Origin of the sequence: Sinomicrobium sp. (assembly GCA_029266035.1) — a bacterium.
Classification (GTDB): Bacteria; Bacteroidota; Bacteroidia; order Flavobacteriales; family Flavobacteriaceae; genus Sinomicrobium.
Window position 1 is genome coordinate 100,261 of record JAJUFH010000004.1, and the last position, 25,405, is coordinate 125,665.

Here is a 25,405-nt window from a genome sequence, read left to right on the forward strand (position 1 = left end):
AGCACATTGACAAAACTCCCCGACTTTTTCGTTTCTTTGTAGCAGGAATTAATTTCCATTTGTTGTAATATGGCTACGAAACTGAAAAAATCATACAGATTTGCACTGCGGTCATCGCTGTACATCACACTCTTACTCAGTGTGATGTTTGTGTTTCTACTGTATTGGATAGCAACGCCAGAAACTGTACTCAGCTATCTAATGGCGGTGCTGCTGTATGCTGTGATCAATTTTTCTATATGTTTTTTAATTGTACAGTTTAGAGTAGAGCGGTTTATATACCAACGCGTAAAGAAAATTTACGACGATGTATCACTGCTGGAATCCACTTCTTTCCAACGGCAACCCGTCACAACCGATATGGCTACCTTAACTCGAGAGATCGAAAAATTTGCCGAAGATAGAAAGTTGGAAATAGAAACCCTGAAAATAAGAGAGGCTTATCGCAGGGAGTTTATAGGTAATGTGTCGCATGAGCTGAAAACTCCTTTGTTTACTGTACAGGGATATATACTGACCCTGTTAGACGGCGGAATCAAAGATCTCAGTATCCGAAAAAAATACTTACAAAGAGCCTCAAAGGGAGTAGACAGGCTTATCTACATAGTGAAAGATCTGGATATGATTACCAAACTTGAGTTGGGCGACTTGCATCTGGATTATGAAGAATTTGATATTGTAGAACTGGTTCAAAATGTTTTCGACCTGTTTGAAATGAAAGCCGCAAAAAAGAATATCACCCTTACTTTCGATACCAAATATAAGGAGCCTGTGATGGTAAGGGCTGATAAAGAACGTATACAGCAAGTCGTGTCCAATCTAATCGTCAATTCTATAAAATACGGCAAGCCCGACGGTACCACGGAGGTGAGTATAGAAAACTTGATAAAGAACAAGGTAATAGTGAGGATTACCGACAATGGCGAAGGAATCCAAAAAGAAAACATCCCGAGGTTGTTTGAGCGATTTTACCGCGTAGACAAAAGCGGAAGCCGCAAAGAAGGTGGCTCAGGACTTGGTTTGTCGATTGTAAAACACATCATGGAAGCCCATAACGAACGCATTTATGTGGAAAGTGTACACGGTATAGGTTCTGAATTTTCCTTTACCCTCGAAAAGGTTAGTAGTTTGTAGTTTATGGTTTGTGGTTTGACTTTTGGTGTCATTGCGAGAAGCCGACCAAAGGAGGCGACGTGGCAATCTCGGGTTTAGATGGATTTTAGTTTGTTAGTTCTTAGTTGGTAGCTCGTAGTGTTTTTTCGTTTTTCTGTGTTTTCGTTCGTAGCAATCACCATTTACATGCATCAGACGCCGTAGAGACGCAAAATTTTGCGTCTCTCCCCATTGACGAATTGACGTGGTACTCCTTACAACACCTTATTCTCCGTAGGAGACAGAAATACATCAAAGAGTTCTCGAAAATCGAAATTATTGACGGGAACTGAGGGTAGTCCTTCGTAGTTGTCGATTTCCGAAAGCATATTGATGTTGAATTTTTTCTGTGAGGCACAGGGTACTAATCCTTTTTTGTGCAGTCTTTTGGCTAAGTATTCCTGTTCGTATTGTCCCGGAGTGGGGATAAAAAAAGCCTTTTTACCTAGAGTTACGAGGTCCATGATAGTTGTATACCCCGAGCGTGACAATACCATAGCACTTTGGTTGAGAGCGGCTTCCAGCTGATCGGACTTCATAAAATTGTATACGGTAATGTTTTTTTCTTGCTTAACCGTTTGTGCGTTGTCTATTTGGCCTTGCACAAAGAGAATACGTCCTTCGTAGTTTTCAATTTCGTTGATGAGTTTGTCTTCGAGCATGCTGCGCTGAGGTTCCGGACCGGAAAGCACAATGGCTAAATCGTATAGTATGTCGGTTTCCTTTTTTTGAAATCTGCTCAGAGGGCCGATATATCTAAGGGGAAAATTAACTTTTTTTAGGTGGCCGAGTTTTCCGCTGAGGTTAGGTTTTTCTTCGGTATCGGGAACCCAGCACTGATCGAATTTTCTAATGAATTTACGGTGTACCTTCGAACTCAACCAGGTGGTGCTTCCGGTGAGCACATTGAGTTGATGGGTGATAAAAACCGATGGAACACTTTTGTGATACACCCCGAGACGATTGTCTGAAATAATACCGTCTATGGCCTTTTCTGCAATAATTTTTTTGACCAGCTTTTTTTCCTTGGCAACTGCTTTTATCATTTTTGGGGAGTCCCATATCATCTTGAGTTTAAAGAATCGGCCTTCTTTGGCGTATTCTATCTGGTATGACGGAAGATATACGCTTTCCAATTGTGGAAATTCCTGACGGAGTAGTTCTAGAGCAGTACCATCTGAAGCGATAACCGGACAGAATCCGTGTTGTATCAGGGCTCTGATAATGGGAATACATCGGGTTGCGTGCCCGAGTCCCCAATTGAGCGGAGCGACGAGTATTCGGTAATTCATACTACAAAATAAGTCATTTCGAAACCGATAAATATTTCCTTAATTTTGCGAAAAAATTAAATAATTGTTGTGGGGAGTAAAAACAAACTAAAGCGGTTTAGGGAAAACGAGACTTTTTCCAATGTGCTGCAACCAAAAAGGGAAGAGGTGTTGTCTGGAGACTTTTCACTGAAGGGAAAGTGGCGAAGTGAATTTTTTAAGAACGATCACCCGATAGTGCTAGAACTTGGATGTGGTAAGGGAGAATACAGTGTAAGCCTGGCGCAGAAGTATCCTCAAAAGAATTTTATCGGGATAGATATAAAGGGAGCACGGTTTTGGAGAGGAGCCAAAACAGCCTTGGAAGAAGGACTGCAAAACGTAGCCTTTTTGCGCACTCAGATAGAGTTGATCGATTGCTTTTTTGAAAGTGATGAGGTCGACGAAATCTGGATTACCTTTCCCGATCCGCAGATCAAGTACAAGCGCACTAAACATCGGCTTACCAATGCAGTTTTTTTGGAAAAGTATCGAAACGTACTGAGAAAGGGTGGAACAGTACACCTAAAGACCGATAGCGAATTTATGCACGGTTATACGTTGGGCTTGTTGCACGGTCTCGGATATGAGGTGTTGTATGCTCATCACGATGTGTACAGCAACAAATACAGTCCGGAAGAGGTGACGAGTGTACAAACTTTCTACGAAAAGCAGTATCTTGAGCAGCGAAAAGCAATTACCTATATAAAATTTGCATTTCCGGACAAAGAGGCGGAATAGTGATACAACAAAAATAACCGACCTATGGTACACATACTCATACTTTTCTTTGCCACCTTTTCGGCGGCGGCAATGGGGGTTTTGCTTCCCGGTCTGGTAAATATGACGGCAGCAAAAACCAGTGCGCAAAGAGGAAGAGTAAACGGTATGCTGTTTTCTACAGGGGCTTCGTTGATCGTAGTATTACAAGCCTATATAGGGGTGCTTTTTTCCAAATACTTGTACCGCAATCCAGATGTTATAGGTAGCTTGCTAAAAATTGCGGTATTGGTCTTTGCTTTTTTTGCGGTGTATTTTTTTATATCGGGAAGGAAAAAGAAGGAAAAGAGAAGACTGCGCCCCGCCTATTTTAGCAAGCGAAGAAGTTTTTTGAAGGGGATGTTTATCTCGGCACTCAACGTGTTGCCCATTCCGTATTTTTGCGGATTGAACGCGGCTTGGAATGTGTCGGGCTGGATCAAGTTTGAATTGACAGATATTCTTGTATTTGTCTTGGCAGCGGGTATGGGTACTTTTGGAACGCTCTATGTTTATGTAGTGTATTTTAACAGGCTCCGCGAGCGCAATGGAAGGTTTACCCAATATTCCGATTATATACTCAGTGTGTTGATGCTGGTATTGGTCATTATCACCCTGATTCGTATTTTTTACGGTTAATAGACTGGGGAACCGGTATTAAAAACCAAAAATTTGAAAGCTGAAAATCAAAATTTCTTCGAAAAAGTATATGCTGTAGTTCGTAAAATCCCCTATGGTAGAGTAAGTTCTTATGGGGCTATAGCGGGGTATCTGGGTGCCAGACGTTCTGCCCGTATGGTGGGTTGGGCCATGAATGCCTGTAACGGAAGGGAAGATGTCCCGGCGCACCGAGTGGTAAACAGAAAGGGAGTGCTCACCGGAAAGTTTCATTTTGAAGGAACAAACCTCATGCAGCAATTGCTTGAAAACGAGGGGGTAGAAGTACGCGAAAATCAAGTGGTTAATTTTTCTAATCTCTTCTGGGATCCTTCGGTAGAACTCGGAGAAAAATTTGCCGAAGAGCAATAAAAATGCAGGGATAAGGTATTCTTATTTTCAGATTGAGCATTTCTATACAATAGCTTTAAAATGTGAGTGCGAAACCTTATCTTTGTTGTAATTTAGAATCAATTTAATTAGAATGAATCTGTACTGATGAAGTTAGATCGAAAAGAAATATTAAAGGCATTGGAAACCATTACAGTTCCGGGAGAGGGACAGAATATGGTAGAGAGCGGAGCAGTGACCAATGTAATGACTTTTGGCGATGAAGTGGTGGTCGATATCACCATAAAGAATCCAAGTCTTCAAGCGAGGAAAAAAACAGAGGTGGAGATCCTAAAGGCTATACACAGTAAGGTTTATGAGAAGGCTAAGATCAAGGTGAATATCAAGGTAGATGCTCCAGAGAAGAAGCCTCAAATAAAGGGCAAAGCCATACCGGGTATAAAAAATGTGATAGCCGTAGCTTCGGGAAAAGGAGGAGTAGGGAAGTCGACTGTAACAGTGAATATCGCAGTAACACTGGCAAAAATGGGCTTTAAGGTCGGATTGCTCGACGCCGATATTTACGGTCCTTCGGCACCGATAATGCTAGACGTGGAAAGAGAGCGCCCCCTGGCTGTTCAACAAGGGGATCAGTCGAAGATGAAACCGGTTGAAAACTACGGTGTCAAGGTGTTGTCTATCGGATTTTTTACTCAGCCTGACCAAGCAGTTATTTGGAGAGGACCTATGGCAGCCAAGGCGTTGAATCAGATGATTTTTGACGCTGCATGGGGTGAACTGGATTTTCTATTAGTAGATCTTCCTCCGGGCACAGGTGACATACACTTGAGCATTATGCAGTCCCTTCCGATTACCGGAGCTGTAGTGGTGAGTACACCTCAGAACGTGGCTCTTGCCGATGCTCGTAAGGGAGTAGCGATGTTTAGACAAGATAGTATACGGGTGCCCATACTGGGAATTGTAGAGAATATGGCCTACTTTACGCCGGAAGAATTGCCCGATAACAAATATTATATTTTCGGGAAAGAAGGGGCTAAAAACCTTTCAGAAGATCTCGACATTCCCTTTCTCGGAGAGATTCCTCTAGTACAGAGTATAAGGGAGGCAGGAGATGTGGGAAGGCCTGCAGCTTTGCAGACCGCTACCCCATTGGAAGAGGCCTTTGAAGAACTCACCAAAAATGTGGTGCAGCAAGTGGTGAGAAGAAATGAAGATTTACCTCCTACGGAAGCTATAAAAATTACAACTATGGCCGGTTGTTCGGCGGTAAAATAACATAATATAACTACCCGAGGAGATGCTTAGCAGGGTGAAAGCTGCGTTTCCACGAGGTCTAAATACGGAAAAATGACAGCAGAAGAATTAAAGAGCAATGTAGAAAGAGCCTTGGAAGAAATACGACCGTTTCTCAAAAGTGACGGTGGTGATATCTCTCTCGTTTCCATAGATGATGGAAAATTGGTAAAGGTGCGCTTGGAAGGAGCTTGTACCGATTGCCATGTAAACCATATGACACTCAAGGCAGGAGTAGAGACTACCATCAAGAAATACGCTCCTCAGATCGAACAGGTGTTGGGAGTGAAATAGGGGTATTTTACGGCAACCGATAATACTCCCGGATCGCTCGATCCCGGAGGCAAAATAGGTATGGCCTGTGGTGATGGAGCGATTTGAAATGCAGTAAACATACATACCATGATTAAAACAGATATACTGATTATAGGTGCCGGTCCTACAGGACTTTTCGCCGTTTTTGAAGCTGGATTACTTAAATTGAAATGCCATATTATCGATGCCTTGCCACAGCCTGGTGGACAATTGGCGGAGATATACCCGAAAAAACCCATCTACGATATTCCCGGATTTCCGGATGTCCTGGCAGGCGACTTGGTAGACAATTTGATGAAGCAGATCGAATCGTTTGAACCTGGATTTACATTGGGGGAAAGAGCTGATACTATTGAAAAATTGGAAGATGGCAGCTTTGTGGTAACCACCAATAAGGGGACAAAACACCAGGCTCCCGTAGTGGCTATAGCTGGGGGATTGGGGAGTTTTGAACCGAGAAAACCCCCAATTGACAATATCGATGATTACGAGGAGAAAGGGGTAAATTACTTTATAAAAGACCCGGAAATCTACAGAGGTAAAAGAGTGGTTATTGCAGGAGGTGGAGATTCGGCTTTGGATTGGTCTATCTTTTTGGCCGATGTGGCTGCCGAAGTGACTCTGGTTCACCGAAGAAATGAATTTAGAGGAGCTCTCGATTCGGTAGAAAAAGTTCAGGAACTGAAAAAACTGGGAAAAATTAATCTGCTTACACCTGCAGAGGTTGTTGGTTTACACGGAAGTGATAAGCTGGAAACACTGTCTGTAACACACAATGGTGAGCTCATAAGTTTAGAAACAGATTATTTTATTCCGCTGTTTGGACTCTCTCCAAAGTTGGGACCCATAGCTAATTGGGGACTGGAAATAGAGAAAAATGCTATCAAAGTGAACAATGCCTTGGATTATGAAACTAATATTCCCGGTATTTTTGCGATAGGGGATGTGAATACCTATCCCGGAAAGCTAAAGCTTATCCTCTGTGGTTTTCACGAGGCTACCCTGATGTGTCAAAGTGCATACCGCATTGTAAATCCCGGTAAGAAATACGTGTTGAAATACACTACAGTAAGCGGCGTTGACGGTTTTGACGGCAGTCGCAAAGAAGCGCCTAAGGCCGTGATAAAAACTATAGAATAACTTTTTAACAACAGTTAATTCGGTGCTTGTAAAAGTTTGCGCAAGCGCTCTATTAAGCGCAGGGCTATGTGTTTGTGCCCTAAATTGGTGAGATGGAGACGGTCGCTATAACTGGTTTTGCTAGATCTCGATTGTCGTTCCTTTTCTCGGATGTCTCTTTTGATGTTTAGGAACATTTCCTTTTTGAGTGCCTTGTTCTGCGCTTCGGAAAGGGAATAGATGTTTTTGTGATCGTAACTGTCAAACAGCTTATCGAGCAATTCTTTTTCCTCTTTGCTGCATTGTCCTTTTAGATATTTGTCTAAAAGGAGGTGTAATTCTTTTTCGTTCATTCATGCACTTTTCTAAACTATAGATGCACGAAAGGGGAGCTACTTAGAGATGTTTTTTATTTTGTTTTGAAATTTGTTATCCTTGAAAGCCACCCATTTCGTCTTGGTCATCACCACGACCAAAACCACCTCCTCTTTCTCTCTTTTTGGGCTGGTTGAAACGGTAGGTGAAGGAGAGGGTAATCTGGCGTTCTCGCCACTGGTTTTCACTGTCGGAAGTAAAGTCGTCGGTAAAGGTGTACGATCTCCTTTTTCGGCTGTTGAACAGGTCGCTTACATTTAAAAAGAGCGTAGCCTTGTCTTCGATAAGGTCTTTACTAAATGCTAAATTGAGTCCGAACATCCCTTTTCTTTCAGAAATAGCTGTTTTAGAAGGGCCTCGGTAAAAACCGGTGGTTTGCCATCGTATATCGGCTGGTAGGGTGATATTTGCACTTAGTCTGGAAAACCAACTGGTGTTTTCAGTACCGTAGTCTACACCGTTAAATTCGCCATCTGTTTTAGATCTAAAGATGTTAAAACTAGTGTTGAATCTCACCTTTCTGGAGGGGTTGTACATAATGCTGAATTCACCTCCAAAACGATCTTTACTGGAGAGGTTGATGGGTAAAGAACGGATAATAGCTACACCGTCATCCGTAGTTATCCCGGTATCTTCCTGTATAAATTCAAACGATTCGGTTTCGTGTTGAAAGTAGACAGAGGTAGAAAAGGTCAACTTTTCCCATCGTTTTAAATAGCCAATATCAAAGGCATCGGAATAGGCCGGGTCTAGATCCGGATTTCCTTGAGAGATATTGGTACGGCTATCACGAGAGGGGAAGGGGTTGATAAACCAACCTCTGGGACGGTTTATACGACGGTTGTATCCGATAGAGAGATCTTCTTCTTCACCCAATTTATAAATGAGGTTTACTGTGGGAAAGAGTCCGACGTAATTTTTGTCAAAATTGGGGTCAAAGGGGAAGTCGACAGCCGATTCTTCTCCTGTTACTTTCCCTTTTAAAACGGTATTCTCTAAGCGAAGTCCTAACAAAAAGGAAAACTTCCCTATTTTATTGCCGTATTGGGTGTAAAGGGCGTGTACATTTTCGGTGTAATCAAAAAGGTTGGTAAGTCCTAAGTTAGGTACGTATTCTCCCGTGTCTAAATCGTATTGTTCCAAGTCGTAATCTGTAACCTCATTTTCCATATTACTCCTAAAACCGGCTTCAAACTGAGCGTCGCCCATGGGCAATACATAATCTAACTGAATGAGGTATTCTTTTTGTGTTTCTTTTTCAAAAATTTGTTCTCTTGCCATCAAATCCTCGGTGGGATAAAACAGATTTTCTTCGATAAAGGTCGGTCTGTCTTCATTGTCGTATGAGTACTGAAAGTCGGCTGTTAATTTGTGCCCTTTATCGTTGAAATTATTGATGTAATTTACCGCAAACTGCAAACTTTTGTCTTTTTCCCTTTCGGTTTCAACCCTTTCCGTTTCGTTGACTGTTGTTTCGCGAAGAAAACGGGAGGTGGTGTTTTCTGTGATGCTTTTGTCATCGCCCAGTCTGGCAAAAACGCTACCGGTAATAGAAGAGTTTTCGGTGAGGTAATACTCTATTCCTAAATTGGTGTTGATACCTCTGCGTCGGCGATCTGTATCTCTGTTTTCCAAAGTGTGGTCCACATCTACGTCCTCACCTAGATAATGATTGTCATAAAAGGAATTTCCCGGAGATTTTCGATAGTAGACACCTGTGGTATTAAAGATGTTGAATTTTTTTCTTCGGTAATTGATATTGGCAGAGATATTGTGATTTTCAGGCATTCCTGTTCTTACCGAAACAGAGCCGTTAAAGCCCAGTATTTCATCTTTCTTTAAAATGATGTTGAGTATACCGGCAGTACCTTCGGCGTCGTAGCGTGCAGAGGGGCTGGTGATTACTTCTACGCTTTCAATGGCGTCGGCAGGTAGTTGTTGAAAGATATCGGTATCTCCAAAACCGGCCATAGCAGAAGGCTTTCCGTTTATAAGTATACGCACATTGTCATTTCCGCGGAGGGCTATACTGCCATCTACATCTACCGTTACTGCGGGTACGTTGTCTAAAGCGTCGGAAACAGAAGCACCTTGAGTGGTAAGGTCGGTGCCTATATTGTAAATCTTTTTGTCCAATCGCATTTCTACGGTAGTTCGTTCACCTACAACTTCTACTTCATCGAGCTGAGCCACGTCGATATCGAGAGCGATGGTTCCAAAGTTTTTAGATTTTGTAATTTCTTGATTTTTAAAGCTGTGTGATTTGTAGGAGATGAATTCTACGCTGATGTCGTATTTGCCGGGACGCACGGCTATGCTAAACTTTCCTTCGGCGTCGGTCATACCTCCGGTGACGAGTTCGGGATTGTCGAGGCTTTTTACCACAACGGTTGCGTATTCGAGTGGAGCGTTGAGCTCCCGGTCGATTACAGTACCGGTGAGATTAACCGATCGCTGGGCAAATACAGAATATTGAATGAGAAAAACGATTAAAAATAACAGACTTCTTTTCATAGTGTCTTTTTGGTGAGTAATACAGTATTAGAGTTAGATTGTAAATGTAACCGATGGTTTAAGCGAGGATGGTTAAATGTTTGTTAAAAAAATAAAACCGCATCCGGAATCTCCGAATGCGGTGGTTTTTTTAGAAAAAACGACTAACCGAGGAAGGGGTATCTGTAATCTTCCGGAGATACAAAGGTTTCCTTGATAAGGCGTGGTGAGATCCATCGCATCAGGTTGAGTGCAGATCCTGCCTTGTCGTTGGTTCCGGAAGCTCTGGCACCGCCAAAAGGCTGTTGTCCTACTACGGCTCCGGTAGGTTTGTCGTTGATATAGAAATTTCCGGCACTGTTTTCAAGTACTTTAGTAGCTTCTTCTACGGCATAGCGATCGTTGGAGAACACCGCTCCGGTAAGCGCGTATTCTGAGGTGCCATCTACCAGCTTAAGGGCTTCTGTCCATTGCTCGTCTTCGTATACGTAAACGGTAACTACCGGCCCGAACAATTCGGTGGTCATGGTTTTGTATTTCGGATCGGTGGTAAGTATCACCGTAGGCGCGATAAAATACCCTTTAGATTTGTCGTAGGTACCTCCTGCGACGATTTCGGCTTCCGGATCGGCCTTGGCCTGATCGATATAACTAGTCAGTTTGTCGAAGGAGTTTTCGTGTATTACGGCTGTGATAAAGTTGCCCATGTCTTCCGGTGATCCCATTTTGAAAGAGGCGAGGTCCTCTTTGACAAAGTCGAGTACCTCTGTGGCTAGTGATTTTGGGAGGTAAACTCTTGAAGCTGCGCTGCATTTTTGCCCTTGAAATTCAAAAGCTCCTCTCGAAATGGCCGTAGCCACTTGTTTGGCATTTGCACTGGGATGGGCGATGATAAAGTCTTTTCCTCCGGTCTCACCTACTATCCTCGGATAGGTTTTATAGGTGTTGATATTGGCGCCTATTTTAGTCCATATACTTTTAAAGACATTGGTAGAACCGGTAAAGTGTATTCCGGCAAAATCCGGACTGGCCAATACGGTGTCAGTAATCATTACGGGGTCGCCGTATACTACGTTGATCACCCCGTCGGGTACCCCAGCTTCTTTGAAAACATCTACAATAACTTTGGCTGAAAACACCTGACTATCGCTGGGTTTCCAAACTACAGTGTTCCCCATCAAGGCAGCGCTAGACGGAAGGTTTCCGGCAATAGCGGTAAAGTTAAAGGGCGTAATGGCATATACAAAACCTTCGAGTGGACGGTATTCTACGCGGTTCCAAATCCCTTCAGAAGATTCGGGTTGGTCGTTGTATATCTGTGTCATGTATTCCACATTAAAACGCAGAAAATCTACTATCTCACAAGCTGAATCAATCTCTGCCTGATGAATATTTTTCGACTGACCGATCATAGTTGAGGCGTTCATCTTTGCACGGTAGGGACCAGCGATGAGATCGGCCGCGCGTAGAAATATAGCAGCGCGTTGCTCCCAAGAAAGTGCCGCCCATTTATTACGGGCCTCAAGAGCGGTAGAAATGGCTTTTTCAATATGTGCTTTCTCGGCGAGGTGATACTGCCCTACCACATGCTGATGGTCGTGTGGAGGAGTGATGGATCGGGTGTTGTCGGTACGTAATTCTTCGCTGCCTATATACAGAGGGATATCGACCGAACCATTGAAGTATTCCTTGTACTGTTTTAAAACTTCCTCTCTTTCCGGACTGCCTGGGGCGTATGACTTTACAGGCTCATTGACCGCCACCGGAACGTGAAAAAAACCTTTTCCCATGCTCAGATTAATTTTAAGTGTTAAGTGTATTCTTTCTTAAACCCTGTAAAAACAGGAGAAATGTAACAATATTGCAGCCAAAGGTAAGAAATACAAAAAATCTACCATCGATAAAGAGGGAAGAATTTTGAAGTAATTCTCAATGTAATAAACTTATATCTCAGCTGTTATATTAGATTTCGGGTCAAGAACTGTGCATTTATTGTAAAATTGCAGTGATAAAAGTAAAGCCGGAAGCGTTTTGTCAGAGAATGACACTACAGCTTCCGGCTTATATTTATAAAACAAGTACTTTAACCTAAACCTATTTGTTGTTAGGATTGCGAAGTTTCAGTTCTCGAACAACCGATTGGTAATTATTGATATCTACATTAGATTCTGCAATAAAATCGGCGGGTGCTACTACAATTCTGAAAAGTTGATTCTGTGTATATGAGGTATCCAATGTTCCTAGGTCAGCGATATTTCCATCGAGAAATACTTTTACTTCTCCGAATGTGTGGTCGTAGTTGTATTCTAAGATATCACCGTTTGTAAAGTATACACTTTGTGGCAGTAACTTCCATATATTAATGTCACCTTCCGGGTCGTCATAGAATTCTGAAGAGTGATATACTAAAACAGCATCTGATTCATAGACTTCGATACCCTCATCTTCAAAGAACAGAGTATAACTAAAATCATTTTGTTCCGTGAGGTCTATTGTAAAATCATAGGTCATACCTATAAATCCGTCTTGACCATTTTCACCGGGAGGGCCTTGGTCGCCTTCACAGGAAATAAATACAAGGGGTAGTGCTAATAGTAGTGCAAAAATCTTTTTCATCGTTTTTGTTTTTAATTGTTGATAAAGGTAATAATTTTCTTAATAAGCCCTGGGTCGCCGAGAATTTTCCGATGCCCGAGCTCACTGGTAATCATCAGTTGGCCATTGGGCAATTGTTTCGCAATACTCTGAGCAGCGCCCACGGGTACGTCGAGGTCGTCTTTATCGTGAATCACCAGGGTAGGTATACTCACTTCCGATGCTGCAAGGCTGGCCGACAACTGATTGATGTCGAAACCTATCTTCCGGTCGAATTTCTTTTTTATACGATGCCCAATTTCGTCTTTTAATCCCAACATCCGCACAAAATCTACTGCGATATCCTCTACCATATCTCCGGCGCCTATGGTGACCAGCTTTTCGAGTTTTATCCCTCTTTTTACCGCGTTGAGCAGCGCCATTCCGCCCAAAGAGTGTCCGACAGCTGCTTTAAAGGGGCCGTATTCTTTTTCCAACATCATTACCGCATCGATAAACTCCGACATATCGGAAGTTTTTCCGGCAGCTTTACCATGAGCGGGGGCGTCAAAACTTACCGTGGCATACCCGGCTTGCAGCAAGGCATCGGCAATTTTTACCAGTTGTGTACCCCGACCGCTCCAGCCGTGAACCAGCAAAACCCTTTGCTCACTCTGGCCGTATTCGTACACTACAATTTCCTTGCCAATTTGTGGAATGATGTGTTTGTGTTGGCTGCTCTGTCGATCCATATGCCGTTCCCGTTTGGGTAGCGGATAGCGAAACGGACTGATAAAGAGCCGGGATGCAAATTGGGTAGCGAGTGCCGGAGAGAGCGATTGTAATAGTTTGCCGGTAAGCCTGATACTTTTAGGGATGGCGATGGATTGCTGATATCCCGCGGTATTTTTCTGCTTGTTCACTTTTTAGTTTATTAGTTCTGAGTTCGTAGTTTGTTAGTGGGCTTTGCTCGGTCACTCGGTCACCTTTGAAACATCGTTTAATTATAAGCGGTAACTGAGGTGGCTGAGTGCTCCCGACTCGTTGGGAGTGTATCGAAGCCTCGAATGTTATAAAACTTGCAAGTTAATTCAATGTTTTTAAGTGGCAATATGGCTTTAGTGGGTTTTAACAGCTTTAGGTAATAGTTGTCTTATTGCTACGAGCTTTATTGCGTTGTATTTCGCTAAGGGTTTTTCCTCTGTCGTTGTAGTCATTAGGTTGTTTGGCACTGCCTATTTTTTGTGAAGAATAAATGCCCGAATGCCCTGAAAAGAGATAGGCGGTGATACAGGCCAAAGCGATGTATATGCCGCTTTCAATACCGAAGAGTTCGATGCCCATTACGGTACAGGCGAGAGGGGTATTGGTAGCTCCTGAGAATACGGCTACAAAGCCCATACCAGCCAGCAGCGCAGCGGGCAGCGGAATAAACAGCGAGAGGGCATTGCCCAAGGTGGCACCGATAAAGAAGAGCGGAGTTACCTCGCCGCCTTTAAAGCCTGCTCCCAGCGTAAAGGCAGTAAAGAGTAGCTTGAGCATAAAATCGTAGGGGAGTACCGGTGAGTTGAAAGCGTCGGCAATTACCGGCAGTCCGAGGCCTAAGTAACGAGTACTGTCGGTGGTAAATACAATCAGGGCGATGACAATACCTCCTAAAACTGGTCGGAGTGGAGGATATTTTACAGCAGATTGGAAAAAGCTGCTGAAAAAGTGTACCGCTCGAGAAAAGAGCAATGCGGTAAGTCCGAAACACAATCCTGCAAACAGTGCCCACAACAGTAGAGAAGGAGCCATGTTTGGTACAAAATCTACGCTGTAGTGCGAATGCCCTACGCCCCACCACCTACAGCTGTAATCTGCAATGATGGCTGTGATAAAGGCGGGAATAAGAGCTTCGTATCTCATTTTGCCGATAAGCAGCACTTCGAGAGCAAAAATCGCCCCGGCCAGTGGTGTTCCGAAAACCGAGGCAAACCCTGCGCTGATACCCGATATGAGAAGTATACGACGATCTGAAGGGGAAAGTCGGAACAATTTGGTAAACTGGTCGGCTATAGCTCCGCCCATTTGTACGGCAGTACCTTCCCTTCCCGCAGACCCTCCGAAAAGGTGGGTAATTACCGTACCGAAAAGAACTAATGGCGCCATTTTAAGCGGAATAACTTGGCGAGGGTGGTGAAACTCCTCCAAAAGCTGATTGTTGCCCTTTACCACATCCTGCCCCCAATAGTGATAGGTGAGCCCGATAATAAGTCCGCCCAAAGGGAGTAGTGCCACAATCCAATGGTGATCGCCGCGATAGTTGGTAACCCATTGAAGTGAGAAGAGCAAGAGGGCAGAGGCCGAACCTGCGAGTATACCTATGGGAATAGCGAGCAGCAGCCATTTTCCTAAAAAGATAAGAGAGGAAATCTTTGTGATTTTCCGAAGCTGTGAGTAGAGTTCTTTAGGTGTCATATCAAAATAGCATCAATACATACCAAGCCTTTTTCCGCCGTAGGGAAAAGCTCGATACAGGCGCCATCATCCTTTGTATAAAGGCGGTTTCCGGCAGACACCATTGCCACTGATGCAGTAACAGTGGGCAAAATTAGTGAAAAATGCTAAAATTTGAGCTACTGTAAACTCCCAATCATCTATTTAGAGCTGTAGGTAAGGACGATTTTCTTCGTTTTAAAAGTAATTTCCTACTATTTTGTAAAAGAATATCTTTAATTTAGTTGTGCATCCGTTTAATCTTTACTACCTTGCCGAATATATAATTCAATATTTAATTTGGTATTTTTTTATTTAACCTTAATTTTTAAACGTATTTATTATGTCATTTAAAGCAACTTTGGAAGTAGGTGGGAAGAAAGTGAATATTCTCTCTGCCAATTACGACATGGCCCAGGAAGTAGACGCTACCGGGCGTCCTTCTTCTGTAACAAGAGGAGGGAGAATCTATCTGACTGTTGAATCTACTGGAGACTCGTTTTTCTTTGAGTGGATGACCAACAATTTTGAGCGCAAGAACGGTACCATTACCTATGTAAAGCGCGATACCGATGCCAAGCTCCGGGAGGTTCACTTTACGGAAGGGTATATGGTGAAGTACAAGGAAATTTTTGACGCTTCAGGGAGAAACCCCTTGACAGAGACATTTACCATTTCGTGCCGAGCAATCTCCAGCGGAGGTGGAGAGCACATCAACGAGTGGGTATAACACAGCAAATTATTGACCTTTTAAATCAGGTTGAATGTTGCATTATAAATAGAGGCCGTTCTGAAAAGAGCGGTCTTTTTTGTTTGGAATAATTTGTTTTGTGAAATTTAAATTATCACCTTTTCCATCTATCGGGATTGAGGGAAGTGTGAAAAACTGCAGCTACAACAATAGTTTTATTTGGTTTATCGATGCTGTAGTGGATCATAAAAGGAAATATATTAAAACAGCACATCGAGTGTCCTTATATCGAATGGCATATGCCTCTGGGTTTTTTCTGATGAACAAGACTTTAGAACGGGTCTCCTTGGTAAAGCGTTTACCTAGTCCCTTTTGTTGAGAGTCATACCAAGAGGCAGTTTCCAAAACATCCAGTTTAGCAAGTGGTAAGATTACAGCATCGTACATTTAGAGGTCTTTTTCAATGTCGTCTATAGCACTGTCAAAATCTATGGCCTGTTCGGGTTCTTTCTTGTAATTTTCGAGGCGTTCATTTACTTCGTCAATTTGCCAGTCAGGTATGTCAAATTGTTCAATGTCTTTATACCTGTTCTTGAGTTCATTCCATTCTGAAATCGGGATAAAAACTCCGGTTGTTTTACCTTTATTATCTGAAATATATTGAAGGCTCATAATTACATTATTTTTTTGATGATTTGTAGAATGTAGTGTGGTCTGATAGAGCACTCTAGATGCTTTATACAGTTCTTTCTAAGTGAGAACAACACAAATATACGTCATTTTAAGATTAAAATAAAAACGAATTAATTCGGTAATATTAAGGTTAGCACAGAGCTACTTCACTACATCAATACAGCACAACATATAGCTACGGCTATGGCTGCACCGAAGCTGAGTAGGGTTCCTATAAGGATGTATTCGGTGAGCTTTCGGTCTTTGGCGCGGGTGAGGTCGCTGAAGCGGAAGATGGATTTGGCGGCGATGAGAAAGCCTACGCCTTCCCAGTGATCGGTGACGATAAAGACAAAAACGAGCAAGCGTTCGAGTATACCGATATATTTGCCGGCATTCTGTAGAGAGTCGTCTGGAGTCATGCCTGTTTCAGGAGTGTATATCGATATAGTAACCCTGATAAGGATAGAGGTGGGGAAGCTGAGAAACAGTGCTCCTGTGAGCAGAAGCCATTGGTCTTGTGTAAGCGAAAAGGAGGGAGGGGTATCAGTGGCGAACACCCATATTGCAATAATAGCCAGTAGGTGTAGTACTTGATCGGTAAAAAATAGCAGGCGTTTGTTTCGCGGATTTTGCAACAGCAGTTTTCCGGCGTCAATAATCAGATGTGTAAGGCCTATGGCTACGGGAAGATACCACATTTCGGTATTCCAGCAGAGGATCAATACGAGTAGGGCGTGTATCAGAGCGTGCAGGTACAGTTTTGCAGAGGCGAGTTTCTTCTCTTCTTTTTCACTCACCCAGCTGTCGGGTTGTAGTATAAAGTCGCCTATGAGATGTGCAAGCAGCAATTTCAAAAAGAGTTCCATAACAATGGTTTTGGTTTAAGATCACTTTGTTTCGGGGGGATTGTGATACCTGAGTTGATCGACTTTTTGTCTGTACATAGCGTCTATAGCTGTGATTTCGTCCATATAGGCGCGTTTCTGTCGTTCACTCACCGTATTTTGCTTGATCCCTATCATGGCTCCCAGCTCCTTTTGTGACAGTGAAGGCTGGGCCATGGTGAGCTTTACAATCTCTGCCGAGTTTGAGGTCCAATTGTCCATCGCGATAAGTCCGAGACGGAAATAGAGATTGAGTTCTTCGTCTGTTTGGTGGACCCCTGTTTTAATGGCGAGCTTGCTCCTTTCTTCTTTTAGCCGCTCAAAGAGTTCGCCCGAATAGATAAAGGCCGTTCCGTTAGATTCGGATACGGAGCCTCCCTCGTGGGTCTTATCACCTATTCCTATGGCCATTCGCACGTCGAGCTCCCTGAGGGTCTTTATGCAGGCCTTGATGTATACCGCCGCACGGAAAGCATTGTAGTAGTCTTGTATTTCTACCTGAAAACTGTCGCCTCTAAAAATCTCCCAATATTTTTCGGATACAGCCACTTCCGATAAGGCTTTTTTAAGAGGACCGAGCCACAAGTCGGGCGATGACGAGGCTCTCGAATTGACGATATCTCCTGTAATAACACTGATCATAACACAAATATCGGTTAATTATACGATATTTCAAAATATCGTGCAATGAAACGATATTTTAAATTATCGTCTTAAAAGGCGATATGTAGAAATATCGTGTACAGAGATGATACTCAGGCTAACTACAGATCGAGTTTTACCTTGTGACTGTTGTACACCTCTTCGGTATCTGTTTTAAAGCGCACAGCAAAGGCGTGTGCGTCTCTTTCTTTTTTGTGCTCTATGCGTTTAAGGCTCTTGTGAAAGCGCTGTAATTCTTTTTCATTTCTGATAATAATACCTGGAACGCCAACGTTTTGACCCGCTTCGTTTTTGGCTACCATGGTAAAGTAAGAGGAGTTGCAGTGCTTTACTTTTCCCGTCTGAATATTTTCCGCTTCTACCCGTATGCCTATAATCATAGATGAATTTCCCGCAAAATTGATCGAAGCTTTTAGGGTAACCAGTTCTCCGACCTCTACAGGATTCAGAAAATCTACGGTATCTACCGATGCGGTGACACAATAGGCGCCCGAGTGCTTGGAGGCACAGGCAAAGGCAATCTGGTCGAGCAGTGATAATATATAGCCTCCGTGTATTTTGCCGCTGAAATTGGTATGCGACGGCAGCATGAGTACAGAGATGGTTACGGCCGATTCTTCAACCGTTTTAAAAGCAGTGTTCATAATTAGTTTCTTTGGTGTGGCGATTGTTCTTCTACTACATTAGTTACAAAGTATTTGGTGTCTCCTAGCCAAGGGAATCTGGCCAGTCTTTCTACATAGTCTACCTTTACGTACCTACCCTGAAATTTTTTGAGATCTTCTATAACCTTTTCATCTTTGGAGAGTATAGAAAATTTAAAGATTTGCGCTCCTGATATTCCCTGACTTATTTCGCCTTCCCAGGTTTTTACTACAACCCCTCTATGACTTATTTTTATCAACTCTCCAGAACGTACTCCCTGACTGAAGGGAACAAAATAGACAAAGGCATAATAGATCAAAAATAGGCCTATAACAGATAGCAGAACGATAATAGCGGCTTTTTTCATAAGTCGGATGGGTTTGTGTTAATGTTGTTTTTCTTCGTTTTCTTCAGCTTTTTCCAAAACGGATTCGGGTAGGGACTTTTTTGCTTTAGCTCCCATTTTTTTGAGCTTTTCAATACTGGAAATAATATTTCCTCTTCCTTCTACCAACTTGTTCATAGCTCCTTTGTACTCTTTGTCGGCTTCTTCCATTTTTTTGCCAACTCTTGTGAGGTCGCCTACCAGTCCTTCAAACTTGTCATATAGCGCTCCTGCCTGCCGGGCTATTTCAACGGCATTGCGCTGTTGTTTTTCGTTACTCCACATATTGTCTATGGTGCGCAGGGTGGCGAGTAGTGTGGCAGGGGTTACGATAACGATATTTTTGTCAAAGGCCTTGCTGTACAATGTGTTGTCGTGGTTTACGGCGAGGGCAAAGGCCGGTTCTATTGGGATAAACATCAGGACGAAATCCGGACTTTCTATACGGTAGAGGTCTTCGTATCGCTTTGCCGATAGTTGTTCAATATGGCGTTTTATAGAGGCGATGTGTTCGCTGAGAAAGGATTGTTGTTGTTCGCCCTCTGCGTTTACATAGCGCTCGTAGGCCGTGAGGCTCACTTTAGAATCCACTATCATTTTCTTTCCGTCAGGGAGGTGTATGACAACGTCCGGCAACACTCTTGTGCCGTCTTCTCTGCTAATACTTTTCTGAATTTCGTACTCACGTCCTTTTTCTAGTCCGCTTTTTTCTAGCACCCGCTCCAACACCAGTTCACCCCAATTACCTTGCATCTTGCTGTCTCCCTTCAGCGCGCGAGTGAGATTTTCGGCCTCTTTGGTGATTTTTAGATTTTGGTGCTGCAACTGTAGGAGTTGTTCTTTAAGTGCGGAATGTATGCTGATATTCTCTTTCTGACTGTCTTCTACCTTTTTCTCAAAGAGCTGTATTTTTTCCTGAAGCGGAGCGAGGATGTTTTTGATATTTTCTCTGTTCTGCTGCGTAAACTTATTGCTTTTTTCTTCCAGGATTCTGTTGGCTAAGTTTTCGAACTCTCGAGTGAATTTTTCTCTGAGTTCCCGGGTTTCCTCCTGTTGTTCAACCAGTTTTTTCTGTAGGTTTTCCAATTGGGTCTCTCTTCGAACGAGCTGCAGGGCTGTATTTTCCTTTTCGCTTTGCAAGGCTGTTTTTTCTGTTTTGAGGTCGTTTACTTCCTGTACAAGTCTGTTGTTTTCTTGAACCAGCGCTCTTTCGCGCTCTTTTCCGGCGGCGAGGTGACGCCCTTGCCTAAGGCGATAGAAGAGAAATCCGAGAAATACACCGGTTATCAGAGCCGTAAGAGCGACGATAAGTAAATGAGAACTGGTGTACATCTGTTTGTTTTTAACACTTCAAAGATAGAATTTTTTGAGATATGACCTCTTTCTTCTCGACTGAGATAATCCATGTTACTCCACGATGCGAAACGATGCGGTTTTCGGATCGAACGCGATAAGGTCTTCGGGGAAAAGACGGTTGAAGGTTCCGTTTTGAATTAAGGATTTAGGGCCGCCAAAATCACTTCCATCGCGATGCATGAGGAGTATTTTGTCGCAGAGCTGTATGCAGTGTTCTATTTCGTGAGACGAAAAGACTATGCTCTTTCCGGTTTTGTGGGCAAGTGTGCGGAGCAGTTTGAGAATATGAGTTTTATGGTATACGTCGAGATGGGTGGTGGGCTCGTCTAGAATAATAAGAGCTGTATCTTGGGCTATGGCTCTCGCAATCATTACTTTTTGTAATTGTCCATCACTCAGAATATGGCATTTTTCAGCTCCGAGTTTTTCAATGCCAAGCAGTTTTTTCGCTTCGTCGACCTTGTCTTGATCTTTGGGGTTAATTGTTCCTGTCCAATTGGTATAGGGATGTCTTCCGAGCGCTACGACCTCGTTTACGGTGAGATTTCCCGATGGATGATGTCCGGTAAGTACCAGAGCAATTTCGCGTGCTAGTGCTGTAGCGCTATAGGTTTTGAGTGGTTTTTGATGGAGATATAGCTCACCCGAAATTCCGGGAAGTATTCGAGCTAGGGTACGCAGCAGTGTTGTTTTGCCCATTCCGTTAGCTCCAACAATGGCAATGAGTTCTCCCTTCCGAGCGGTAAAGGAGATGTCGGAGGCTATAACAGTAGTTTTTTTGCGACTTTTATAGCCTATGCTGAGCTGTTCTGCCTGCAATACTGTTGCTTGTTCCGTTGGTGCTTTGTCGGGCATGAGGAATTTTTGAAGGGTTAAAAAATCATTCTTTGTTTTCTCACCAATAGCCATACTACTACTGGCGCTCCTACCAGAGCAGTTATAGCGTTGATAGGAAGGGTGTCTTCACTCAGTGGCCATTGTGCAATGCTGTCGCAGATAAGCATCAATACGGCACCATAGAGAATTACTGCCGGGAGCAGTACTCTGTGGTTGGTGGTGTTGAATACTTGTCTTGTGAGGTGGGGTACAGCCAGACCTATAAAACTTATGGGGCCGGCAAAGGCGGTTATTGCCCCGGCCAGCAAACTGGTAGCGAGAATCAGTGCTATTCTGTTTCTTCGCACATTTACCCCCAGACTGGAGGCGTAGGTTTCTCCAAGTAGCAGGGCATTGAGGTTTTTTATCGAAAAGACACTTATCAGTACACCTACAACAATAAGAGAGAAGAGTATGGTAAGCTCGTTCCACCTCAGATTTCCGAGGCTGCCGAATGACCAAAAGATGTACTGTTGTAGTTTTTCGGCGCTGCTGAAATAGGAGAGTACGCTTACCACTGCAGAAGTAATGCTCCCAAACATCAGGCCTATGATGAGTATGGCCATGCTGTCTTTTACTTTATATGCTACAGCCATTACGGCAAGCAGGACTAGAAAACTTCCGGCTGTGGCGGCTATGGCCAGTGAAAAACTGCTGGTAAACAGCGAAATGCCGAGTGCAGAGGCTCCCATGATGAGCAGGGCTACGCCAAGGCTTGCCCCCGAACTGATACCCAATACAAACGGTCCGGCTAGTGGATTTCTGAACAGCGTTTGCATCAGTAAACCACTTACCGCTAGTCCGCATCCAGAGAGTACGGCAGTCAAAGCCTTTGGAAGTCGGTAATGGACAACGATATAATCCCAGGAAGAACTCCCTGAAGTACCTCCAGACAATATGGAACATACATCGCTAAACGGAATATGTATGGATCCCAGACTGATATTCATCAAAAAGCACAAAGCGAGAAGCAGTGCAAAGATGGAAAAGCGGAGGTAATATGATCTTGTTGTTTTCAAATGATCTGGTTATTGGGTTTTGTCCAGTGGTTTGTAAAAAAAAGCCTCGTAGTCTGGAAGTATCTCGGGATGAAAGATACTTATTAGGTCTTTCAAAATAATATCAGGACGATTGGGGCCGAGTTCAAAATAAAGCATTCCCTCTCCGACTCCTCGTGTTTTTGCATAAGTAAAAACGCGTTGTTTACCGAATGCGTTGAATTGGGTGTAGTGCGGATTGGCTTTTTGGAGTTCTTCGAAGCTGGTAAAGGCAGACGGAGCTATCCAGAAATCGGCATCACTAGCTCTGTCGAGTACACTTTCTAAGCTGAGAAAGAGGCTTCCGGTATTTTCGGTGTCTTTCCAGAGGTAATTGCCTCCGGCATCTTCTATAAATTGAGCTGCCCAGCTCTTTCCACCCGGGAGTATCCATGAATCTTGAAAAATACTTCCGCTTAGTACAGTTGGTTTTTTTTTGGCGTTTTTAGCCAATTCTTTGGCAGTGAGATACTCCGTTTCGATATGTTTGAAAATGCGTTCTGCTTCCGCTTCTTTACCGAAAAAAGGAGCAAAGAACTTTATCCATTCTGCCTTTCCCAACGGGGTTTTTTCGGTCCAGTCGCCGTTAAAAACCACTGGTATTCCCGACTGCTGCACTATGTCGTATGCCTTATTACCGTTGTTAATTGCAAAACCAATTACCACATCCGGATCGAGGTCTATGAGTATTTCGGTGTTTAGTTTTTCGTTACTCCCTAGATCTCTAATTTGCCCGTCGTCTATTAGCTTTCGAGTTTTTTGAGAAGAGATATAGCGGGTGTCGGGAAATCCGATAAGCCGGGTTTCCGCTCCAAGTGCTTCGAGTGCAGGGATATGAGTGGTGGAAGTTACCACCAAATTGTCGACAGGTACTTGTATATTAGCATCACTACTCATCCCTTCGGGAATATCTTCTTCCTTCTCGTAAAGGATATAGGTGTACGTTTTATTGGATTCAGGCCAGGGAGAATTGACCTCAATTTGTGTGTATCTGTCAAATTTTTTAATACTGTATCCTTGGGCATAAGTGATATCAACCTCCCGTCCTTCACTTTTATTATGCGTCGTTTTCTCTCTTTTACATGAAAAGAGCAGGAACAGTGTAATGAATGTGCATAGATAAAACTTCATCATGAGTTCAAAAGTAAAATAAATAATCAAGAAGCGGTAATGTGATTGGTAGTTTGTAGTGCGCCAGTAGGCAGTTGATCTAAATTCTCATTACTCACTATTCATTGCTGGTCATCAAAATAGTTCTTTTCAAAGTTAACCCTATGTTAAATCAATTACTAACAGTCCGAATCTTTGTGTATTTTAGCATTGATATTTCCAATTAATTAAAAATAATCATTAAACCAACAAGACATGAGGAGAAAAATTACGGGGAGTATCCTGGTGATTATGGCTTTTATGGGCTTTGGATTGCAAGCCCAGGAGTCCGACGGTAATAACCAGGATCTATTTGGCGAGTTTATGGATAGATCGGGCAACGCCTATCGTTCGGCATCTGGGGTTCCGGGACCGGAATACTGGCAAAATGGAGCCGATTATACTATAGAAGCAGAGCTGGATGACGTTTCCGATCGGCTCAAGGGAAAAATAACCATAACCTATCACAACAACAGTCCAGAACCCCTTAATTTTATCTGGTTGCAAATGGATCAGAATCGTTTTACTGAAGATTCCAGGGGGACGTTAACCACGCCAGTTCAGGGCAATCGCTATTCGGGAGATATAGACGGCGGATATAAAATTTCCGATGTTGTGGCTACTGCCGGACGCCGAGGGCAGGCTTCCAGTAAATACATCATCAACGATACTAGAATGCAAGTGTTTTTTAACGAAGCCATTCCTGCAAAGGGAGGAACCGCTACGGTATCTATGAGTTTCGAATACAAAATTCCTGAAAAGGGAATGGATAGAATGGGGCGTTTAGAAACGGAAAAAGGAACCATCTATTCGCTAGCGCAATGGTATCCCAGAGTGGCTGTTTTTGACGATGAGCGAGGATGGAATACTGAGCCGTACCTCGGAGCGGGAGAGTTTTATCTCGAGTACGGTGATTTCGATTATAAGATAACGGTGCCTTACGATCATATTGTGGTAGGGGCAGGGGAGTTGGTAAACCCTAAAGAGGTACTTACCAAAGAGCAGCAAAATAGGATGAACAAGGCTATGCAGAGTGATGAAACTGTATATCTGATCAGCCCTGAAGAGGCAGGTAACACCGATGTAACCCGTCCGAAGCAGGATGGCAAACTCACCTGGCATTTCAAGATGAAAAATACTAGGGATGTGGCTTTTGCTTCTTCCAAATCATTTATTTGGGACGCAGCACGCATAAATCTCCCAAGTGGTAAAAAAGCGATGGCTCAGTCGGTGTATCCCAAGGAAAGTGACGGACAAGAAGCTTGGGGACGTTCTACCGAATACACCAAGGCGTCGATAGAATATTATTCAGAAAAATGGCATGAATATCCTTATCCGGTAGCGGTAAATGTAGCCTCTAATGTCGGAGGGATGGAGTATCCTGGAATAGTGTTCTGCAGCTACAAATCTAAGTCGGGTTCACTTTGGGGGGTAACCGATCACGAATTTGGACATATTTGGTTTCCGATGATAGTAGGGAGCAACGAAAGACGCTATGCGTGGATGGACGAAGGTTTTAATACGTTTATCAACCATTACAGTACCCTTGCATTCAACAATGGAGAGTACGAATCTAGGTTGGCCAACTCTTCGAGGTTGGTGGGCTGGCTTACCAATAGCGGGAGAGAACCAGTGTCTACTTATCCCGATATAAGCCAGAGTCATAACTTGGGTATGGTAGCTTATTACAAACCCGCTTTGGGGCTCATTATACTGAGAGAGTATATATTGGGCGAAGAGCGTTTTGACAATGCCTTTAAGGCTTATATAGAAGCTTGGGCTTACAAACACCCACAGCCAAGAGACTTTTTTAATATAGTAGAAAACGTGGCCGGAGAAGATCTGAACTGGTTTTGGAAAGGATGGTTTTACAGTGATGGAAATATAGATCTCTCTATAGATGAAGCGGGACCTTACAGCGGAAATTTTGTAATGAGTTTTAGCAATAGAGGAGATATTCCGATGCCTGTGGTATACGAGCTTACTTATGAAGACGGCAGTAAAGAACGCAAGACTTTGCCTGTGGAAATATGGCAAAAAGGTTCGGAGTGGTTACATCTGTTGAATACCACTAAGAAAGTGAAAAAAGTGGAAATAGATCCAGATAAGATAATTCCGGATGTGAATACTTCCAACAATGTATGGCCTCGATCATAAGCCGAAGGCAT

General features: G+C 43.3%; 25 protein-coding genes and 1 riboswitch. Of the genes, 9 read left to right on the forward strand and 16 right to left on the reverse strand.

All coding sequences use genetic code 11. From position 1 onward, the window contains the following. Positions 1-69: 69 nt before the first annotated feature. A complete protein-coding gene (locus ACYZZR_RS04105) occupies positions 70-1,134 on the forward strand; it encodes a sensor histidine kinase (RefSeq protein ID WP_461532727.1) in 1,065 nt (354 codons plus the stop codon). Between the two features lie 233 nt (positions 1,135-1,367). On the opposite strand, the gene ACYZZR_RS04110 is transcribed toward ACYZZR_RS04105, so the two are convergent. Next, positions 1,368-2,444 (reverse strand): glycosyltransferase, encoded by a 1,077-nt coding sequence (locus ACYZZR_RS04110; protein WP_461532728.1) that lies wholly within the window; start codon positions 2,442-2,444, stop codon positions 1,368-1,370. Positions 2,445-2,513: 69 nt separating this feature from the next. Here ACYZZR_RS04110 and trmB point away from each other — a divergent pair, with 69 nt between their 5' ends. The 6 genes from trmB to ACYZZR_RS04140 all read left to right on the forward strand — a co-directional run bounded on the left by trmB (position 2,514) and on the right by ACYZZR_RS04140 (position 6,977). Beyond that, positions 2,514-3,203: a tRNA (guanosine(46)-N7)-methyltransferase TrmB gene (gene trmB / locus ACYZZR_RS04115; RefSeq protein WP_461532729.1), complete on the forward strand. Its 690-nt coding sequence runs from the start codon at positions 2,514-2,516 to the stop codon at positions 3,201-3,203. Positions 3,204-3,227: 24 nt separating this feature from the next. Next, a complete protein-coding gene (locus ACYZZR_RS04120; protein WP_461532730.1) occupies positions 3,228-3,860 on the forward strand; it encodes a LysE family transporter in 633 nt (210 codons plus the stop codon). A 33-nt stretch (positions 3,861-3,893) separates the two neighbouring features. Beyond that, positions 3,894-4,250, forward strand: coding sequence for an MGMT family protein (locus ACYZZR_RS04125; RefSeq protein WP_461532731.1), 357 nt, complete (start codon positions 3,894-3,896; stop codon positions 4,248-4,250). A 126-nt stretch (positions 4,251-4,376) separates the two neighbouring features. Beyond that, entirely contained in the window at positions 4,377-5,504 is a 1,128-nt protein-coding gene (locus ACYZZR_RS04130) for an Mrp/NBP35 family ATP-binding protein (protein WP_461532732.1), read from the forward strand. A 72-nt stretch (positions 5,505-5,576) separates the two neighbouring features. Next, complete coding sequence (locus tag ACYZZR_RS04135) at positions 5,577-5,816, forward strand: NifU family protein (RefSeq protein WP_461532733.1); 240 nt, start codon at positions 5,577-5,579, stop codon at positions 5,814-5,816. A 108-nt stretch (positions 5,817-5,924) separates the two neighbouring features. Next, positions 5,925-6,977, forward strand: a complete 1,053-nt coding sequence (locus tag ACYZZR_RS04140) for an NAD(P)/FAD-dependent oxidoreductase (protein WP_461532734.1) — start codon at positions 5,925-5,927, stop codon at positions 6,975-6,977. 14 nt (positions 6,978-6,991) lie between these two features. Here the strand turns inward: ACYZZR_RS04140 and ACYZZR_RS04145 are convergent, their stop codons facing one another. The 6 genes from ACYZZR_RS04145 to ACYZZR_RS04170 form a co-directional block, all read right to left on the reverse strand. Further along, a complete protein-coding gene (locus ACYZZR_RS04145) occupies positions 6,992-7,309 on the reverse strand; it encodes a hypothetical protein (protein WP_461532735.1) in 318 nt (105 codons plus the stop codon). A gap of 76 nt (positions 7,310-7,385) precedes the next feature. Beyond that, positions 7,386-9,845, reverse strand: a complete 2,460-nt coding sequence (locus tag ACYZZR_RS04150; RefSeq protein WP_461532736.1) for a TonB-dependent receptor — start codon at positions 9,843-9,845, stop codon at positions 7,386-7,388. Between the two features lie 143 nt (positions 9,846-9,988). After that, entirely contained in the window at positions 9,989-11,614 is a 1,626-nt protein-coding gene (gene pruA / locus ACYZZR_RS04155; protein ID WP_461532737.1) for an L-glutamate gamma-semialdehyde dehydrogenase, read from the reverse strand. 304 nt (positions 11,615-11,918) lie between these two features. Continuing rightward, positions 11,919-12,440 carry a collagen-like protein gene (locus ACYZZR_RS04160; RefSeq protein WP_461532738.1) on the reverse strand — a complete coding sequence of 174 codons (522 nt, stop codon included), beginning with the start codon at positions 12,438-12,440 and terminating at the stop codon, positions 11,919-11,921. A gap of 11 nt (positions 12,441-12,451) precedes the next feature. Continuing rightward, on the reverse strand, positions 12,452-13,321 hold the full coding sequence (locus ACYZZR_RS04165; RefSeq protein ID WP_461532739.1) for an alpha/beta fold hydrolase: 870 nt from the start codon (positions 13,319-13,321) through the stop codon (positions 12,452-12,454). Positions 13,322-13,535: 214 nt separating this feature from the next. After that, positions 13,536-14,858 carry a voltage-gated chloride channel family protein gene (locus tag ACYZZR_RS04170; RefSeq protein WP_461532740.1) on the reverse strand — a complete coding sequence of 441 codons (1,323 nt, stop codon included), beginning with the start codon at positions 14,856-14,858 and terminating at the stop codon, positions 13,536-13,538. A gap of 50 nt (positions 14,859-14,908) precedes the next feature. Then, a riboswitch (Fluoride riboswitch) is annotated at positions 14,909-14,975 on the reverse strand. Between the two features lie 244 nt (positions 14,976-15,219). On the opposite strand from ACYZZR_RS04170, the gene tssD reads away from it, so the two are divergent. Beyond that, positions 15,220-15,606, forward strand: a complete 387-nt coding sequence (gene tssD, locus ACYZZR_RS04175) for a type VI secretion system tube protein TssD (RefSeq protein ID WP_461532741.1) — start codon at positions 15,220-15,222, stop codon at positions 15,604-15,606. A gap of 408 nt (positions 15,607-16,014) precedes the next feature. Here tssD and ACYZZR_RS04180 read toward each other — a convergent pair whose 3' ends face one another. The 9 genes from ACYZZR_RS04180 to ACYZZR_RS04220 all read right to left on the reverse strand — a co-directional run bounded on the left by ACYZZR_RS04180 (position 16,015) and on the right by ACYZZR_RS04220 (position 23,222). Next, positions 16,015-16,239: an addiction module protein gene (locus tag ACYZZR_RS04180; protein ID WP_461532742.1), complete on the reverse strand. Its 225-nt coding sequence runs from the start codon at positions 16,237-16,239 to the stop codon at positions 16,015-16,017. 170 nt (positions 16,240-16,409) lie between these two features. Then, on the reverse strand, positions 16,410-17,108 hold the full coding sequence (locus ACYZZR_RS04185; RefSeq protein WP_461532743.1) for a DUF3307 domain-containing protein: 699 nt from the start codon (positions 17,106-17,108) through the stop codon (positions 16,410-16,412). Positions 17,109-17,129: 21 nt separating this feature from the next. Then, positions 17,130-17,768 (reverse strand): transcriptional regulator, encoded by a 639-nt coding sequence (locus ACYZZR_RS04190; RefSeq protein ID WP_461532744.1) that lies wholly within the window; start codon positions 17,766-17,768, stop codon positions 17,130-17,132. A 122-nt stretch (positions 17,769-17,890) separates the two neighbouring features. Next, positions 17,891-18,433, reverse strand: a complete 543-nt coding sequence (locus ACYZZR_RS04195) for an acyl-CoA thioesterase (RefSeq protein ID WP_461532745.1) — start codon at positions 18,431-18,433, stop codon at positions 17,891-17,893. A 2-nt stretch (positions 18,434-18,435) separates the two neighbouring features. Continuing rightward, on the reverse strand, positions 18,436-18,801 hold the full coding sequence (locus ACYZZR_RS04200) for a 6-phosphogluconate dehydrogenase (RefSeq protein ID WP_461532746.1): 366 nt from the start codon (positions 18,799-18,801) through the stop codon (positions 18,436-18,438). Between the two features lie 18 nt (positions 18,802-18,819). After that, on the reverse strand, positions 18,820-20,151 hold the full coding sequence (locus tag ACYZZR_RS04205) for a DNA recombination protein RmuC (RefSeq protein ID WP_461532747.1): 1,332 nt from the start codon (positions 20,149-20,151) through the stop codon (positions 18,820-18,822). Positions 20,152-20,226: 75 nt separating this feature from the next. After that, positions 20,227-21,030 (reverse strand): ABC transporter ATP-binding protein, encoded by an 804-nt coding sequence (locus ACYZZR_RS04210; protein WP_461532748.1) that lies wholly within the window; start codon positions 21,028-21,030, stop codon positions 20,227-20,229. A gap of 17 nt (positions 21,031-21,047) precedes the next feature. Next, positions 21,048-22,070, reverse strand: a complete 1,023-nt coding sequence (locus ACYZZR_RS04215) for a FecCD family ABC transporter permease (protein ID WP_461532749.1) — start codon at positions 22,068-22,070, stop codon at positions 21,048-21,050. A 9-nt stretch (positions 22,071-22,079) separates the two neighbouring features. Next, a complete protein-coding gene (locus tag ACYZZR_RS04220; RefSeq protein WP_461532750.1) occupies positions 22,080-23,222 on the reverse strand; it encodes an ABC transporter substrate-binding protein in 1,143 nt (380 codons plus the stop codon). A 231-nt stretch (positions 23,223-23,453) separates the two neighbouring features. Here ACYZZR_RS04220 and ACYZZR_RS04225 point away from each other — a divergent pair, with 231 nt between their 5' ends. Further along, positions 23,454-25,394 carry a M1 family metallopeptidase gene (locus ACYZZR_RS04225; protein WP_461532751.1) on the forward strand — a complete coding sequence of 647 codons (1,941 nt, stop codon included), beginning with the start codon at positions 23,454-23,456 and terminating at the stop codon, positions 25,392-25,394. The last annotated feature ends 11 nt before the right edge of the window (positions 25,395-25,405 follow it).

Coding starts and splice junctions, on each gene's coding strand:
- ACYZZR_RS04205 (WP_461532747.1), bottom strand. CDS start 20,151: ATGTACACCAGTTCTCATTTACTTATCGTCGCTCTTACGGCTCTGATA.
- ACYZZR_RS04140 (WP_461532734.1), top strand. CDS start 5,925: ATGATTAAAACAGATATACTGATTATAGGTGCCGGTCCTACAGGACTT.
- ACYZZR_RS04180 (WP_461532742.1), bottom strand. CDS start 16,239: ATGAGCCTTCAATATATTTCAGATAATAAAGGTAAAACAACCGGAGTT.
- ACYZZR_RS04150 (WP_461532736.1), bottom strand. CDS start 9,845: ATGAAAAGAAGTCTGTTATTTTTAATCGTTTTTCTCATTCAATATTCT.
- ACYZZR_RS04130 (WP_461532732.1), top strand. CDS start 4,377: ATGAAGTTAGATCGAAAAGAAATATTAAAGGCATTGGAAACCATTACA.
- pruA (WP_461532737.1), bottom strand. CDS start 11,614: ATGGGAAAAGGTTTTTTTCACGTTCCGGTGGCGGTCAATGAGCCTGTA.
- ACYZZR_RS04220 (WP_461532750.1), bottom strand. CDS start 23,222: ATGATGAAGTTTTATCTATGCACATTCATTACACTGTTCCTGCTCTTT.
- ACYZZR_RS04190 (WP_461532744.1), bottom strand. CDS start 17,768: ATGATCAGTGTTATTACAGGAGATATCGTCAATTCGAGAGCCTCGTCA.
- ACYZZR_RS04145 (WP_461532735.1), bottom strand. CDS start 7,309: ATGAACGAAAAAGAATTACACCTCCTTTTAGACAAATATCTAAAAGGA.
- ACYZZR_RS04225 (WP_461532751.1), top strand. CDS start 23,454: ATGAGGAGAAAAATTACGGGGAGTATCCTGGTGATTATGGCTTTTATG.
- ACYZZR_RS04170 (WP_461532740.1), bottom strand. CDS start 14,858: ATGACACCTAAAGAACTCTACTCACAGCTTCGGAAAATCACAAAGATT.
- ACYZZR_RS04135 (WP_461532733.1), top strand. CDS start 5,577: ATGACAGCAGAAGAATTAAAGAGCAATGTAGAAAGAGCCTTGGAAGAA.
- ACYZZR_RS04160 (WP_461532738.1), bottom strand. CDS start 12,440: ATGAAAAAGATTTTTGCACTACTATTAGCACTACCCCTTGTATTTATT.
- ACYZZR_RS04120 (WP_461532730.1), top strand. CDS start 3,228: ATGGTACACATACTCATACTTTTCTTTGCCACCTTTTCGGCGGCGGCA.
- ACYZZR_RS04210 (WP_461532748.1), bottom strand. CDS start 21,030: ATGCCCGACAAAGCACCAACGGAACAAGCAACAGTATTGCAGGCAGAA.
- tssD (WP_461532741.1), top strand. CDS start 15,220: ATGTCATTTAAAGCAACTTTGGAAGTAGGTGGGAAGAAAGTGAATATT.
- ACYZZR_RS04110 (WP_461532728.1), bottom strand. CDS start 2,444: ATGAATTACCGAATACTCGTCGCTCCGCTCAATTGGGGACTCGGGCAC.
- ACYZZR_RS04105 (WP_461532727.1), top strand. CDS start 70: ATGGCTACGAAACTGAAAAAATCATACAGATTTGCACTGCGGTCATCG.
- ACYZZR_RS04195 (WP_461532745.1), bottom strand. CDS start 18,433: ATGAACACTGCTTTTAAAACGGTTGAAGAATCGGCCGTAACCATCTCT.
- ACYZZR_RS04185 (WP_461532743.1), bottom strand. CDS start 17,108: ATGGAACTCTTTTTGAAATTGCTGCTTGCACATCTCATAGGCGACTTT.
- ACYZZR_RS04200 (WP_461532746.1), bottom strand. CDS start 18,801: ATGAAAAAAGCCGCTATTATCGTTCTGCTATCTGTTATAGGCCTATTT.